Consider the following 12427-nt stretch of genomic DNA (forward strand, 5'->3'; position numbering starts at 1 on the left):
CCCCATGGGAGACGACCGGACCGCGCCGAGCATCGTGGGCACCAGCGCCGCGGTCGAGGCCCTGCGCCGGGCTCTGGCCCGGGTGGCCCGCACCCGCCTGCCGGTGCTGCTGTACGGAGAGACCGGCACCGGCAAGAAGCTGGCCGCCCGGGTCCTCCACGAGCTCTCGGGGCACGGGGGGGAGCTCCGCTGGGCCAACGGGAGGGACGAGGCCTCCCTGGCCGGGCTCGAGCGGGAGGGGCGTGGAGGCACCCTGGTGGTGGCCGGCATCGACGAGGCGCCGGCATCGGCCCAGGCCCGGATCCTGGGGTGGGTGGAGACTTGGGGGGACGAGGGGCCCTGGCGGTGGGTGTTCACGGCCCGCACGGACCTGGAGAGCCGGGTGGAGGAGGGCCGGTTCCGGGCGGATCTGTACTATCTGATCGGCGGGTTTCCCCTGGTCGTTCCCCCCTTGCGGGAGCGCCTCGAGGACCTGCCCGCCCTGGCCCGGGCCCTGGTGGCCCGGCACGCCCCGGGCCGGGAGTTCCCGGGGCTGAGCCCCGCCTTCCTGGAGGAGGCGGCCCTGTACCCCTGGCCAGGGAACGTGCGGGAGCTGGAACTGCTGCTGCTGGGCAGTTTCCCGCCGGAGCCGGGCGAGCCGTGGCCCCCGGCCCCGGCCACCCGGGCCCGGGCGGATCGGCCGGGGATCCTTCCCTTCGGCGAGGCCAAGCGCAGGTTCGAGCGGGACTACGTGGCCCGTCTGCTGCTGGTGACGCGGGGCAACGTGGCCCGGGCGGCGCGGCTGGCGGGGAAGGCCCGCAAGGACTTCTACATCCTGATGGGCCGCACGGGGATCCGGCCCCACGCGTTTCGGGCCGGCGGGAGGCGGGGTTGAGTCGGCTATGGCAAGACCCCCGATTCGGGCCCCTGGCCCAAGAGCTGTACCGCCGGTGCGGCCTGGTGTTCGAGGGCGGCCAGGCCCACCTGTTCCGCAAGCGGGTGGAGCGACGGGCGATGGAGGCCGGGCACGGTGACGTGGACTCGTACCTGGAGCGGCTGGCGTTCGGCATCGATCCGGAGGAGTTCGAGCGGCTCGTGGATCTGCTGACGGTCAACGAGACCTTCTTTTTCCGGGAGCCGGAGCACTTCCGGCTGTTGTTGGACGAGTTCTGGCCCCGGTGGCGGGAAAGGGGGGAGGTCCGGGTCTGGAGCGCGGCCTGCTCCACCGGGTGCGAGCCCTACACCCTGGGCATGCTCCTGCGGGAGCGGGGTTGGCACGAGGGGGTGGAGATCCTGGCGAGCGACGTGAGCACCCGCGTCCTGGGTGAGGCCCGGCAGGGGGTGTACACCGAGTTCGCCCTGCGGAACACGCCCGCGTACTACCGGCAGCGGTACTTCCGGACCGAGGGGGGCCGGTTCCACCTGGACGCCTCGGTCCGGTCCATGGTGCGGTTCCAGCGGATCAACCTGGCCGGGCCCGAGCCGTGGAGCCCCCCGGGCCGGTTCCATGCGGTGTTCTGCCGCAACGTCCTGATCTACTTCGACCTGGAAGCCAAGCGCCGGGTCGTGGGACGACTGGTGGCCAGCTTGCGGCCGGGTGGGGTGCTGGTGGTGGGGCGTTCGGAGTCGTTGCTGAGCGTGCCGGAGGCCCCGCCCCCGTTGCACCGGGGTGGGGTGGTGGTGTACCGGTTGCCGGAAGAGACGGAGAACGAATCCGAGGTTTCCCCGTTCGGGTGGAGGAGCCATGTCTGACAACGCGAACAGCTCGGACCAGGAGATCCTGCAGCTCGTCACCTTCCACATCGGGGAGGAGGAGTTCGGCGTGGCCATCCTGGACGTCCGGGAGATCAACCGGATGATGGAGGTCACCCGGGTGCCCCACGCCCCCGAGTTCGTGGAAGGGGTCGTGAACCTGCGGGGCCGGGTGATCCCGGTGGTGGACCTGCGCAAGCGCTTCGGCCTGCCGGCCCGGGAGCGGGACCGCAGCACCCGGATCGTGGTGGTGGAGCTGACCGACAAGGTCGTGGGGTTCATCGTGGACGCGGTGGACGAGGTGCTGCGGGTGCCGTCGAACCTGGTGGAGCCCCCACCGCCCATCGTGGGAGGCGTGGATCGGCAGTACATCGAGGGGGTGGTCAAGCTGGAGGACCGGTTGCTCATCCTGTTGAACCTGCACAAGCTCCTCGGCACCGACGAGTCGGAGGAGCTCCGGGAGTTCGAACCGTGAAAGCCGAGATCGTGAATCCGTTCTTGCATGCCACCGTGGACGTGCTGCGCACCATGGCCGGGGTCGAGGCCCGGCGGGGGGCCCCCCGGCTCAAGGGAGCCGGGGAGCCCTCGTTCGACATCTCGGGCCTCGTGGGCCTCAGCGGCCAGGTGCAGGGGTACGTGGCCCTGAGCTTTCGGGAGCCCGCGGCGTTCTACGTGGTGGGCCGGTTCCTCGGGGAACCGGTGCAGGAGACGAACGCCCAGGTGCGCGACGCCGTGGGCGAGCTGGCCAACATCGTGGCCGGCGGGGCCAAGCGGGTGCTGGCCGAGCAGGGCTACGACCTGAAGATCTCCATCCCCACCGTGGTGGTCGGTCGGAACCACACCGTGTCGAGGCCCCGGGGGATCCCCTGCATCGAGATCCCCTTCGACACCGACGGGGGGCCGTTCCGGGTGGAGCTGTGTCTCAAGTTGGAGCCGTAGGGCCGGGCGCCGCGCCGCCGGCCGCCGCGCCGGGGGCGGCGGAAGGGGTGCGGCTGGCGGCCGGGACCGTGGTCGAGGCCCAGATCCTCGAGTCGGCCGAGCCGGGCTCGGGCAGGGTGGCGGTGGGCCGGTGGGTGCTGGACGCGCGGTTTCCGGCGGAGCTGCCCCAGGGCGCGCGGTTCCAGGCCCGGGTGGAGGTCGAGGGGCCGCCCGTGGTGCTGCGGCTCCTGGAGCCTCCGGAGGCGGATGCGGCACGCCTGGCCGTGCCCCCCCGCCAGGCCCTGGCCCGGGCGGTGGTGCGGCTGCTGGAGGCCGCCCGGTCCGACCCGGACCTGGCCCCCCTGGCCCGGCTGCTCCGGCTGTCCCCCGAGCCCCGGGCCTTGGCCTCGGACCTGGCCCGATGGGTGCGGGAGAGCGGGGTGTTCCACGAGTCGGCCCTGGCCCGGGGGGAGGTGCCCGAGGACCTGAAGACCCTGGCGGGCCGTCTGCTGGGGAGGCTCGGCGACGGGCCGGTGCGCGAGGCCCTGGAGGGCCTGGTTCGCCACGTGGAGGCCCACCAGGCCCGGGGCGCGCTCACGGGCGGGCCGGTGATTCCCCTGGTGCTGCCCTGGCCGGGCGGCGCCGTGCACGGCGAGATCGCCCTGGAGCCCGAGCGGGGCGGCCGCGGGGGGCCGGGGCGACGGTATCGGGCCCTGAGGATCCGCCTGGACCTGCCCAACCTGGGCCCGGTGGAGGTCCGGGCGGCCTGGTCCCCCGAGGGCGTACGGCTGGGCCTGGCAGCCCGGGCCGAGGTGCTGCCCCTGGTGCGGGCACGGTTGGATGGGCTGCGTCGCGCCCTGACCCGGGACGCCGGGGTGCGGCTCGTGGGCCTGGCGGTGGAGGCCCTGCGGCCGCCCGCGGTGGAGGGCCCTTCGGTCCTGGAGGTTCGGGCGTGAAGGGCCGGCCCAAGGCCGCGAGCCTCGCCTACCGGCCGGGAACCGACCGGGCGCCCCGGGTCACGGCATCGGGCCGGGGAAGGGTGGCGGAGCGGATCCTGGAGGTGGCGCGGCAGGCCGGCATTCCGATCCGGCACGACCCCGCCCTTGCCGAGATCCTGTCGCGGCTGGATCCCGGCGAGGAGATCCCCCCCGAGACGTACCGGGCCGTGGCCGAGATCCTGGCATTCCTGTACCGGCTGGACGGGGAGAAGGCGGCTGATACCAAGTTGCATTCAGGGCCATCGGCGCCTGCCCAGAGGGGCAAGGGACCTGTCGGAGAGCCGGGCGCGGCTCCTTAGCTCGCCGTGCAGCGCCTCCGGTGTCTGGACTGCGAAATGGTATGGATTCCGACGTGTTGCCATGAATCCAGCTCCCCAGCTCCGTGCCTGCACGGCGAATCTCAATGCCCGGATTCGCGCCCGGCCGTAGGCAGGTCCCTTGCCCCGCCCCCGGATGCGTATCCGATGGATGACAACTTGGTTATGAGTCCCAGTCGGGGCCTCGGGGGCCCGGCCCCGCCGGGGGTCACGCAGCGGGGTCCGGCGCTTCGGGCAGGTGAACGATGAACGAGCTGCCCCGGCCGGGCTGGCTGCGTACCTCGATGCGCCCCCCGTGGACCTCGGCGATCCAGCGGCAGATGGCGAGCCCCAGGCCGCTGCCCCCCTGGGCCCGGGACCGGTGCTTGTCGACCCGGTAGAACCGTTCGAAGATCTTGGCCTGGTGCTCCGGAGGGATGCCGATGCCGGTGTCCTTCACGGTGATCCGGGCCCAACCCGGCCCCGACCGGGCGTGGCTCAGGAACACCTTTCCGCCCTCGGGCGTGTACTTCACGGCGTTGTCCAGCAGGTTCCAGACCAGCTGCCGGAGCCGCAGGGGGTCCGCCTCGACCCGGATGGGAGGGCCCCCGGCCCAGGTGAACTCCAGCCCCTTGGCCTCGGCCAGCACCGCGGCCCGGCCGGCCAGCTCGCCCAGCACCTCCTCCAGCCGAAGCGGCACCTTCTCCACCGGCGCTTCGCCCAGGTCCCCCTTGGCCAGGAGGAGCAGATCCTCCACGATCCGGCCCATGCGGTGGATCTCCTCCAGGCTGGAGGCGAGCACCTGCTGGTACTCCTCGGCCGTGCGCGGGTGGCGCAGGGCTACCTCGGCCTCGCCGCGCAGCACCGTGAGGGGGGTGCGCAGCTCGTGGCTCGCGTCGGCCGTGAACTCCCTCACCCGCCGGAACGCGTCGGCCAGCCGGCGCAGCAGCCCGTTGATGCTCCGGGCCAGCTCCCGCACCTCCTCGGTGCCCTCGTCCTCCGGCAGCCGAGCGGCCAGGCGGTCGGCGTCGAGGCGGCGCAGGGCCGCCACCAGCCCGTCCAGGGGGCGCAGGGCCCGACCCGCCAGGAACCACCCGCCCCACAGGACCAGGAAGAGGGTCAGGGGAATGCCCACCGCCAGGGCCAGGAGCACCTGGCGCAGGGTCGTGACCACCGACTCCAGGCTGGTGGCCACCTGGACCACGTTGCGCACCCGGCCGCGGACGATGATCGGGTAGGTCAGCACCCGCAGCGGGGCGTGGGGGTCGGGCACGGTCTCGAATACCCGCTGACCGTGGACCGCCCGCCGCAGGGCCTCGCGGGAGACCGGTAGGTTGCGCAGGATCAGGTTCTGGCTGCGGGCCCCCACCTTGCCCGAGGGATCGAGCACCTGGATGAACTGGCCCGCGGCCGGAACCCCGAAGAACTCCTCGAGGAGGCGTGCGAAGTTGGTGTAGCCGGGCCTCAGGAAGTTGCGGACGCTCGACTCCGCCACCACCTCGGCCAGGGCCAGGAGCTTCTGGTCCACCCCTCGGTACAGGTTCCGGGCCAGGGCCGCGTAGAACCCGACCCCGAACAGGAGGAGCACGGCGGTGAGCAGCGCTCCGTACCACAGGGTGAGGCGGCCCCGAAGGGTCTGGGGGCTCACGGTTCCTCCCGGAGCACGTAGCCCACGCCCCGCACCGTGTGGATCAGCCGGGGCTCGAACCCCTGGTCCACCTTCTTGCGCAGGTAGTTCACGTACACGTCCACCACGTTGGTGTACGAGTCGAACGACTGGTCCCACACGTGCTCGAGGATCATGGTCCGGGTCAGAACCCGGCCGGCGTGGCGCATGAAGTACTCGAGCAGGGCGAACTCCTTGGCCGTGAGCTCGATGGGCTTCCCGGCCCGGGTCACCCGGCGGGCCGCCGGGTCCAGGGTGAGGTCGGCCACCTGGAGCACCGGCGGCGCCTGGGGCGCGCCCCGCCTCAGCAGGGCCCGGATCCGGGCGAGGAGCTCGGCGAACGCGAACGGCTTGGTCAGGTAGTCGTCGGCCCCCAGGTCGAGCCCCTTGACCTTGTCGCCCACCGAGTCCCGGGCGGTGAGCACCAGGATCGGGGTGTGCACCCCCTGGGCCCGGAGCCGCTGGATGAACCGGAAGCCGTCGAGCCCCGGCAGCATCAGGTCGAGCACGATCAGATCGTAGGGGTTGAGCTCGGCGAGCTCGAGCCCCTCCTCCCCGTCCAGGGCCACGTCCACGGCGTAGCGCTCCTCCTCGAGGCCCTTGCGGATGAACGAGGCCACCTTCTCTTCGTCTTCCACCACCAGGATGCGCACGGTCCGTACCCTCCGTCGTCGAGTCGGCGCCCGGGTGTCGCCGGCGTCCAGATAGACGCTCCCCCTCCGCCCGTGGGAGGGGCAAGGGAAGCACGCCTATTTTGTCGCCGGGTTGATACTAATGCCAACGGAACTATTGTCAGATCCCCGGCCTTCACAAGGGAACCAGCGGGTGGGGGGCTGGTGGAGAGCCGGGCGCGGCCCCTTACGTCGCCGCGCCCTCACCCGGCTTGGATCGCTTTGTAAGTTCAGGAACTTCCGCCACCGGCGCCCCGGCCTACCGGGCTGACAACGGCATGCGAAGGCGCGGCGAAAAGGGTGCCGCACTCGCGCCCGGCCGGAGCCAGTCCCCCACCCGCGTCCGGCAATACCTTCGTAGGCCTTAGTAAGCCCTTCAACTAGGATTGCCGCAATGCGCGATGGGCCCTGGTGGGGCGGAGTCAGCAGCATTCGGAAGGGGGCTCGGCCGCGGTCTTTGCCGCCGGCCAGGGGGCCGGGGTCCGGGCGCGGGGCGGCCCGCCCCTTCCCGCCGGCAGCCGGCTCCGCACGGCGGCCCACAGGCCCACCCCCACCGACGCCCCCACCAGGTCCGCCACCCAATCGAGCCAGCTGGGCTGGCGACGGGGCACGAACCACTGGTGGACCTCGTCGGTCGCGCCGAACGCGGCCGCGGCCAGGAACCCCCACGCGAGGCCCCGCCGGCCGCGCACCCCCAACGCCCGGGCCCACAGGTAGCCCATGGGCACGTACTCCAAGGCGTGCAGGGGCTTGTCGCCCAGCGCCCACAGGAAACGGGGCAGGGGGGGGCGCGACGAGTTGGACAGGCCGAACACCACGGCCATGTACAGCACCGGCGGACCGAACCGCCAAAGCAGCGAACGAACCCGGGTGGGCATGATCTCCTCGGATGCGGAACCGGGACCCCAAGCGGCCATCGCCTTGCAGGGTACGCACGGCCAACCCTAGAATGCAACCGGTCGGGGCCCCGCCGCCCATCAACCCCTTGCCGGAATCTTGTGCCCTTGCGAACCCACCGACCCTCCCTGGACCCGGAACTCCTCGAAACCCTTCGGTTCGCCGTGAACTCGGGAGCCTGGCTGGTGGCCGGGGCGCCCGCCTCCTCCCGGCCCGCCGCGTCGGATCTGGCCGCGGTCCGGCGGGAGCTGGGGGAGTGTCGCCGGTGCCGGCTGTGGCAGACCCGGACCCGGATCGTGTTCGGGGTGGGGGACGAGCGTGCCCGGGTCGTGTTCGTGGGGGAGGCCCCGGGGTTCCAGGAGGACCTGCGGGGCGAGCCGTTCGTCGGACGGGCCGGCCAACTCCTGGACCGGATGCTCGCGGCCCTGGGCCTGGACCGGGGGCGGGTGTACATCGCCAACGTGCTCAAGTGTCGGCCCCCGGACAACCGCGATCCCCTGGCGGACGAGGTGGAGACCTGCGTGGCCTTCCTGTGGGCCCAGATCGAGGCGATCCGGCCCCGGGTGATCTGCGCCCTCGGGGCCCATGCGGCCCGGGCCCTGCTGGGAGTCACGGGCTCGATCTCGGAGCTGCGGGGCAAGGCACAGCCCGTTGGGCCGTGGACCGTGGTGCCCACCTACCATCCGGCGTTCCTGCTGCGCCGGCCGAGGTTCAAGCGCCAGGCGTGGGCGGATCTGAAGGCCGTGGCGCGACTCCTGGCGGAGTGAGCCGCCGCGGCCCATTCGGGTTTGACGAACCGGCCGAACCGGGTAAGGTGTCCGGAAGCCGTGAGGGCCGGGTTCGGCAGAGAGGAGAAAACGATGGACTGGCAAGACGACATGGGCAACCCCAAGAGCCCCGGAGAGATCGTGGCGGAGCTGCGGGAACGGTTCGGGGGGTGGTTCGGAGGAGGGCTGGCCACGGTGGCCGCCGCCGTGGTGCTGCTGGGATGGGCGGCCACGGGGTTCTACATCGTGAACCCCGACGAGGTGGGCGTGGTGAAGCGGTTCGGCCGGTACTCCTACACCGTGGGGCCGGGGCCCCACTGGCGCCTGCCGTACCCCATCGAGTCGGTGCTCCGACCCAAGGTCACCAAGGTGCGCAGGGTCGAGGTGGGGTTCCGGACCGTCGCGGTGGGCCCCCCGGCCCGGTACCAGAAGGTGCCAGCCGAGGCGCTCATGCTCACGGGAGACGAGAACATCGTGTCCACCGAGTTCATCGTCCAGTACCGGGTGCGCGACCCCGTGGAGTTCCTGTTCAACGTGCGCGATCCCGAGGGCGCGGTGCGGGACGCGGCCGAGGCGACCATGCGTGAGGTGGTGGGCCGGCACACCGTGGACGACGTGCTCACCGAGCAGAAGGACAAGATCCAGCTGGAGGCCCGCGACACCCTCCAGCGGATCCTGGACTCCTATAAGACCGGCGTGTCCGTGGAGTATGTGAAGCTCCAGGACGTGTACCCGCCGTCCCAGGTGATCGACGCGTTCCGTGACGTGGCCAGCGCCCGGGAGGACCGGGAGCGGCTCCGGAATGAGGCCGAGGCCTACGCGAACGACGTGCTGCCCAAGGCCCGGGGCGAGGCCAAGAAGATCGTCAACGAGGCCCAGGCCTACCGGGAGACCCAGATCAAGCGGGCCCAGGGGGACGCGGCCCGGTTCCTGGCCCTGTTGAAGGAGTACCGCCGGGCGCGGGAGGTGACCCGCAAGCGGCTGTACCTGGACGCCATGCGCGACATCCTGGCCAACGCCAAGCTGGTGCTGCTGGAGCCCCAGGGCGCCTCCGGGGTGCTGCCCCTGCTGCCCCTGAGCCCCCTCAACACCGGGGAGAAGAACTGAGATGGGACGCATCCTCCGAATTCTCGGAATCCTGTTCGCGCTCGGTGCGCTCGCCTGGGGCACCGTGCTGTTCACCGTGGACCAGACCGAGGTGGCCATCGTGCTCCGGCTCGGAAAGCCGGTGGGCGGGCCCCGGTCGCCGGGGCTGCACGTGCGCATCCCGCTGGTGGAGAGCGTGGTGGTGTACGACGCCCGCCAGTTGGAGTACGACGCCGAGGCCCGCGAGGTGATCAGCAAGGACAAGAAGAACCTCAAGGTGGACAACTACGCCCGGTGGCAGATCGTGGATCCGCTCAAGTTCTACCAGACCGTGCGGGACGAGCGCGGGGCCCAGTCCCGACTGGACGACATCATCTACTCCCAGGTGCGCGAGCAGCTGGGCAAGTACACCCTGCTCGAGATCGTGGCCGAGAAGCGCTCCGAGATCATGGCCGAGGTGACCGAGCGCACCCGGGAGGCGGCCGCGGAGTTCGGCATCGCCGTGGTCGACGTCCGGATCAAGCGCGCGGACCTGCCCCCGGCCAACGAGAAGGCCGTGTACGCCCGGATGCAGGCCGAGCGCAAGCGCCAGGCCCACCGGTACCGGGCCGAGGGCGAGGAGGCGGCGCGGGAGGTGCGATCCCAGGCCGACAAGGAGAAGGCGATCCTGCTGGCCGAGGCATACCGCAAGGCCCAGGAGATCCGGGGCGAGGGAGACGCCGAGGCCACCCGGATCTTCGCCGAGGCGTTCGGCCAGGACCCGGAGTTCTACGACTTCATGCGCAGCCTCGAGATCTACCGGAAGGGGATCAAGAAGGGCGACGTGCTGCTCCTGTCCCCCACGAGCCAGCTGTTCCGTTATCTGGCGCCGGTGGGCTCGGGGCCGTGAGGATCGGGGACTTCACCTACGAACTGCCCCCCGATTGCATCGCCCAGTTTCCGGTGGACCCGCGGGACGCCTCGCGCCTGCTGGTGGTGCGGCCGACGGGGGCGTTCGAGGACGCGCGGTTTCGGGACCTGCCCGACCACCTGGAGCCGGGGGACCTGCTGGTGGTGAACGACACGCGGGTCCTGCCGGCCCGGCTGTTGGGCCGCAAGCCCACGGGCGGCCGGGCCGAGGTGCTTCTGCTGACCCGGCTGGCGGCCGGGGAGTGGGAGGCCCTGGTGCGGGCGTCCAAGCCGGTGCGGGCCGGGGTACGGATCGAGGTGGCGGACGGCGGGGTGCGGGTGCTCGAGCCGCTGGGGGAGGGGCGTTACCGGGTCCGGATCGAGGCGCCCGAAGCGGTCGAGGCGTGGCTCGATCGGGTGGGGCGGATGCCCCTGCCCCCCTACATCCGGCGGGAGGCTCCGGACGGGCGGGACCGGTCGTGGTACCAGACCGTTTTCGCTCGGCCCGATCGGGCGGGATCGGCGGCCGCCCCCACCGCCGGGCTCCACTTCACCCCCCGGGTGCTGGAGGCGCTGGAACGAAGGGGGGTGGGTCGGGCCAGCGTGACGTTGCACGTGGGGTTGGGGACGTTCCTCCCGGTGCGGGTCGAGGATCTGGACGAGCACCGCATGCACCGGGAGTGGTTCGAGGTGCCGGCGGACACGGCCCGGGCGGTGAACCGGACGCTGGAGCGGGGCGGCCGGGTCGTGGCGGTGGGCACCACCGTGACCCGGGTGCTCGAGCACGTGGGCCGCTCCGGCCGGGTGGAACCCGATGTGGGGTGGACCGATCTGTTCATCCGGCCGGGCCACGGGTTCCGGGTGGTGTCGGGCCTGGTGACCAACTTCCACCTGCCCCGCTCGACCCTGCTGGTGTTGGTGTGCGCGTTCGGGGGCACGGACCGCATCCTCTCCGCGTACCGCCACGCGGTGCGCTCGGGGTACCGGTTCTACTCCTACGGGGACGCCATGCTGGTGCTGGGGAGCCCCCCGGCCGCCTAGTGTCCTGCTCCGCAAGTTCGTGCATTCCCCCAGCCCCACCGCTGCAATCGATATGCTTTCTTGGGGAACGGGACACTAGCGGGCCGAAGGCTCCCCTCAGTACCGGCTGCGGGCCAGGGGCAGGGCGACCCCGCCCGAGCCCCGGCCGGGGAGGTCCCAGCTCACCCTCACCACGATCCGCCTCAGGTCCCCTGCGTCGCCGGGCAGGGCGGGGACCGCGGCGAACTCCCACTCCCGGGTGAACCCCGCCGCCGGGGCGTCGGAGCCGGGCACCCGAAGGGACAGGTCGTCGAAGGGAACCGTGCGCAGCTCCTCGGCCTTCTCCTGGGCCAGGGCCACGGCCTGGGTGCGCACGCCGGCCACGTCCACCGCCCTCAGGTTGGCCACCGCCATGGGGAGCAGCGCGGCCACCCCCAGGGCGAACAGTGCCAGGGCCACCAGCAGCTCCACCAGGGTGAACCCCCTCCGGCTCATTCCCACCTCCCGGTTCCCGGGTTCCAGGTGTACGCCCGCACCCGCCCGGTCGTGGACAGCACGGCGACCTTGCGCTCCGGGGTCGCCCGGCCGGGCACCCGGAGGACCACGCTGCCGCCGTTGGAGGTGCCGCGGGGCCGGAACACGGCCACGTCGTTCTGGAACGTGACCGGGTCCGCCACCACGGTGGACCCCAGGACCACGCCCGGAAACTGGTCCGTCACGGCCACCTCCCGGTCCGTCTGGTCGCCGGGGGTGGGCCCTGCCACGCCGTCGGCCTCGCGGACGATTCGATAGACCGAGGTGCCCACCTCGAACACGACGTAGACCGGCTCCCCCGACTCCACCGCCAGGGTCCGGGCCCGCCGAAGGTCGGTCAACACCTGGCGGGTGGCGGCGGCGGCGCGCCGGTTCGGCAGCGAGGCAAGATAGTAGGGCATGGCCACGGCCCCGGCCACGGCGAGGATCACCAGGACCAGCACGAGCTCCAGGAGGGTCAGCCCCCGGGTCAGCCGTAGGCGGCCTTCTTCCGCTGGGCCTTGCGCCACCCCTCGGCGTAGAACCTCTGCTCCCGCTCCAGGGCCCATTTCTTCAGGGCCTCGAAGTGGGCCTTCGGGTCCCCGGCGTAGCGCTGCTCGATCTCCCGGCGCTCCCGCGCCCGTTGGATGTTGTCCTCCGGGCTGAAGCCCACCCAGGTCACGAAGTCGCCGTCGAACACCTTCTCGGCGGTGACCTCGTCGGGGGTCATGTCCATCCGGGGGGCGTAGGCCCGCAGGACGTCCATGTCGAGCTCCAGGATCCAACCGTTGTCCTCGACCGCGGCCACCGGGTCCGGCTCCACCGTGGCCGCGCACTCGGGGCAGTACACGGCGCGCACGGCCGCCTCGTCGAGGATCATGTGGCCGAAAAACAGCTCGGCCGTGCGTTGTCCGCAGGCACAGGGTTTGCGATAGCTCTGGCACATGGCGAGTTGTCTCCTTCTTGGGAGGATCGA

General features: G+C 72.0%; 16 protein-coding genes. 10 read left to right on the top strand and 6 right to left on the bottom strand.

Annotation, left to right across the window (positions count from 1 at the left end):
• Window positions 1-4 precede the first annotated feature (4 nt).
• From DEFCA_RS0103780 to DEFCA_RS0103805, 6 genes are read left to right on the top strand one after another with little or no spacing between them, the layout of a single operon-like run.
• Window positions 5-874 (top strand): sigma-54-dependent transcriptional regulator, encoded by an 870-nt coding sequence (locus DEFCA_RS0103780; RefSeq protein WP_025321706.1) that lies wholly within the window; start codon window positions 5-7, stop codon window positions 872-874.
• The gene (locus DEFCA_RS0103785; RefSeq protein WP_025321707.1) at window positions 871-1731 is read left to right on the top strand and encodes a CheR family methyltransferase; all 861 of its coding nucleotides are present in this window, start codon (window positions 871-873) and stop codon (window positions 1729-1731) included. Before DEFCA_RS0103780 ends, DEFCA_RS0103785 begins: the two co-directional genes overlap by 4 nt.
• A complete protein-coding gene (locus DEFCA_RS0103790; RefSeq protein ID WP_025321708.1) occupies window positions 1724-2206 on the top strand; it encodes a chemotaxis protein CheW in 483 nt (160 codons plus the stop codon). Before DEFCA_RS0103785 ends, DEFCA_RS0103790 begins: the two co-directional genes overlap by 8 nt.
• On the top strand, window positions 2203-2670 hold the full coding sequence (locus tag DEFCA_RS0103795; protein ID WP_025321709.1) for a chemotaxis protein CheX: 468 nt from the start codon (window positions 2203-2205) through the stop codon (window positions 2668-2670). Before DEFCA_RS0103790 ends, DEFCA_RS0103795 begins: the two co-directional genes overlap by 4 nt.
• Window positions 2649-3605, top strand: a complete 957-nt coding sequence (gene fliK / locus DEFCA_RS24005) for a flagellar hook-length control protein FliK (protein WP_084318748.1) — start codon at window positions 2649-2651, stop codon at window positions 3603-3605. Before DEFCA_RS0103795 ends, fliK begins: the two co-directional genes overlap by 22 nt.
• A complete protein-coding gene (locus tag DEFCA_RS0103805; protein ID WP_025321711.1) occupies window positions 3602-3946 on the top strand; it encodes an EscU/YscU/HrcU family type III secretion system export apparatus switch protein in 345 nt (114 codons plus the stop codon). Before fliK ends, DEFCA_RS0103805 begins: the two co-directional genes overlap by 4 nt.
• Before the next feature lie 226 nt (window positions 3947-4172).
• Here the strand turns inward: DEFCA_RS0103805 and DEFCA_RS0103810 are convergent, their stop codons facing one another.
• The 3 genes from DEFCA_RS0103810 to DEFCA_RS19090 all read right to left on the bottom strand — a co-directional run bounded on the left by DEFCA_RS0103810 (window position 4173) and on the right by DEFCA_RS19090 (window position 7158).
• On the bottom strand, window positions 4173-5591 hold the full coding sequence (locus DEFCA_RS0103810; RefSeq protein WP_025321712.1) for a sensor histidine kinase: 1419 nt from the start codon (window positions 5589-5591) through the stop codon (window positions 4173-4175).
• Window positions 5588-6262 (bottom strand): heavy metal response regulator transcription factor, encoded by a 675-nt coding sequence (locus DEFCA_RS0103815; RefSeq protein ID WP_025321713.1) that lies wholly within the window; start codon window positions 6260-6262, stop codon window positions 5588-5590. Before DEFCA_RS0103815 ends, DEFCA_RS0103810 begins: the two co-directional genes overlap by 4 nt.
• A 440-nt stretch (window positions 6263-6702) precedes the next feature.
• Window positions 6703-7158, bottom strand: coding sequence for a VanZ family protein (locus tag DEFCA_RS19090; RefSeq protein ID WP_025321714.1), 456 nt, complete (start codon window positions 7156-7158; stop codon window positions 6703-6705).
• 126 nt (window positions 7159-7284) lie between these two features.
• Between DEFCA_RS19090 and DEFCA_RS0103825 the strand changes: the two genes are divergently transcribed.
• From DEFCA_RS0103825 to queA, 4 genes are all read left to right on the top strand, one after another.
• Window positions 7285-7944 (top strand): uracil-DNA glycosylase, encoded by a 660-nt coding sequence (locus tag DEFCA_RS0103825; RefSeq protein ID WP_025321715.1) that lies wholly within the window; start codon window positions 7285-7287, stop codon window positions 7942-7944.
• A gap of 93 nt (window positions 7945-8037) precedes the next feature.
• Complete coding sequence (gene hflK / locus DEFCA_RS0103830; RefSeq protein WP_025321716.1) at window positions 8038-9051, top strand: FtsH protease activity modulator HflK; 1014 nt, start codon at window positions 8038-8040, stop codon at window positions 9049-9051.
• 1 nt (window position 9052) lies between these two features.
• Window positions 9053-9919 carry a protease modulator HflC gene (gene hflC / locus DEFCA_RS0103835; protein WP_025321717.1) on the top strand — a complete coding sequence of 289 codons (867 nt, stop codon included), beginning with the start codon at window positions 9053-9055 and terminating at the stop codon, window positions 9917-9919.
• The gene (gene queA / locus DEFCA_RS0103840) at window positions 9916-10959 is read left to right on the top strand and encodes a tRNA preQ1(34) S-adenosylmethionine ribosyltransferase-isomerase QueA (RefSeq protein WP_025321718.1); all 1044 of its coding nucleotides are present in this window, start codon (window positions 9916-9918) and stop codon (window positions 10957-10959) included. Before hflC ends, queA begins: the two co-directional genes overlap by 4 nt.
• A gap of 96 nt (window positions 10960-11055) precedes the next feature.
• Here the strand turns inward: queA and DEFCA_RS0103845 are convergent, their stop codons facing one another.
• From DEFCA_RS0103845 to DEFCA_RS21990, 3 genes are read right to left on the bottom strand one after another with little or no spacing between them, the layout of a single operon-like run.
• On the bottom strand, window positions 11056-11433 hold the full coding sequence (locus DEFCA_RS0103845) for a prepilin-type N-terminal cleavage/methylation domain-containing protein (RefSeq protein ID WP_025321719.1): 378 nt from the start codon (window positions 11431-11433) through the stop codon (window positions 11056-11058).
• The gene (locus DEFCA_RS21985) at window positions 11430-11981 is read right to left on the bottom strand and encodes a GspH/FimT family protein (RefSeq protein ID WP_169709433.1); all 552 of its coding nucleotides are present in this window, start codon (window positions 11979-11981) and stop codon (window positions 11430-11432) included. Before DEFCA_RS21985 ends, DEFCA_RS0103845 begins: the two co-directional genes overlap by 4 nt.
• Entirely contained in the window at window positions 11942-12397 is a 456-nt protein-coding gene (locus DEFCA_RS21990; protein WP_025321721.1) for a hypothetical protein, read from the bottom strand. The genes DEFCA_RS21985 and DEFCA_RS21990 overlap by 40 nt, the downstream gene beginning before the upstream one ends.
• Between the last annotated feature and the right edge of the window lie 30 nt (window positions 12398-12427).

This window comes from Deferrisoma camini S3R1, from assembly GCF_000526155.1.
Classification (GTDB): domain Bacteria; phylum Desulfobacterota; class Deferrisomatia; order Deferrisomatales; family Deferrisomataceae; genus Deferrisoma; species Deferrisoma camini.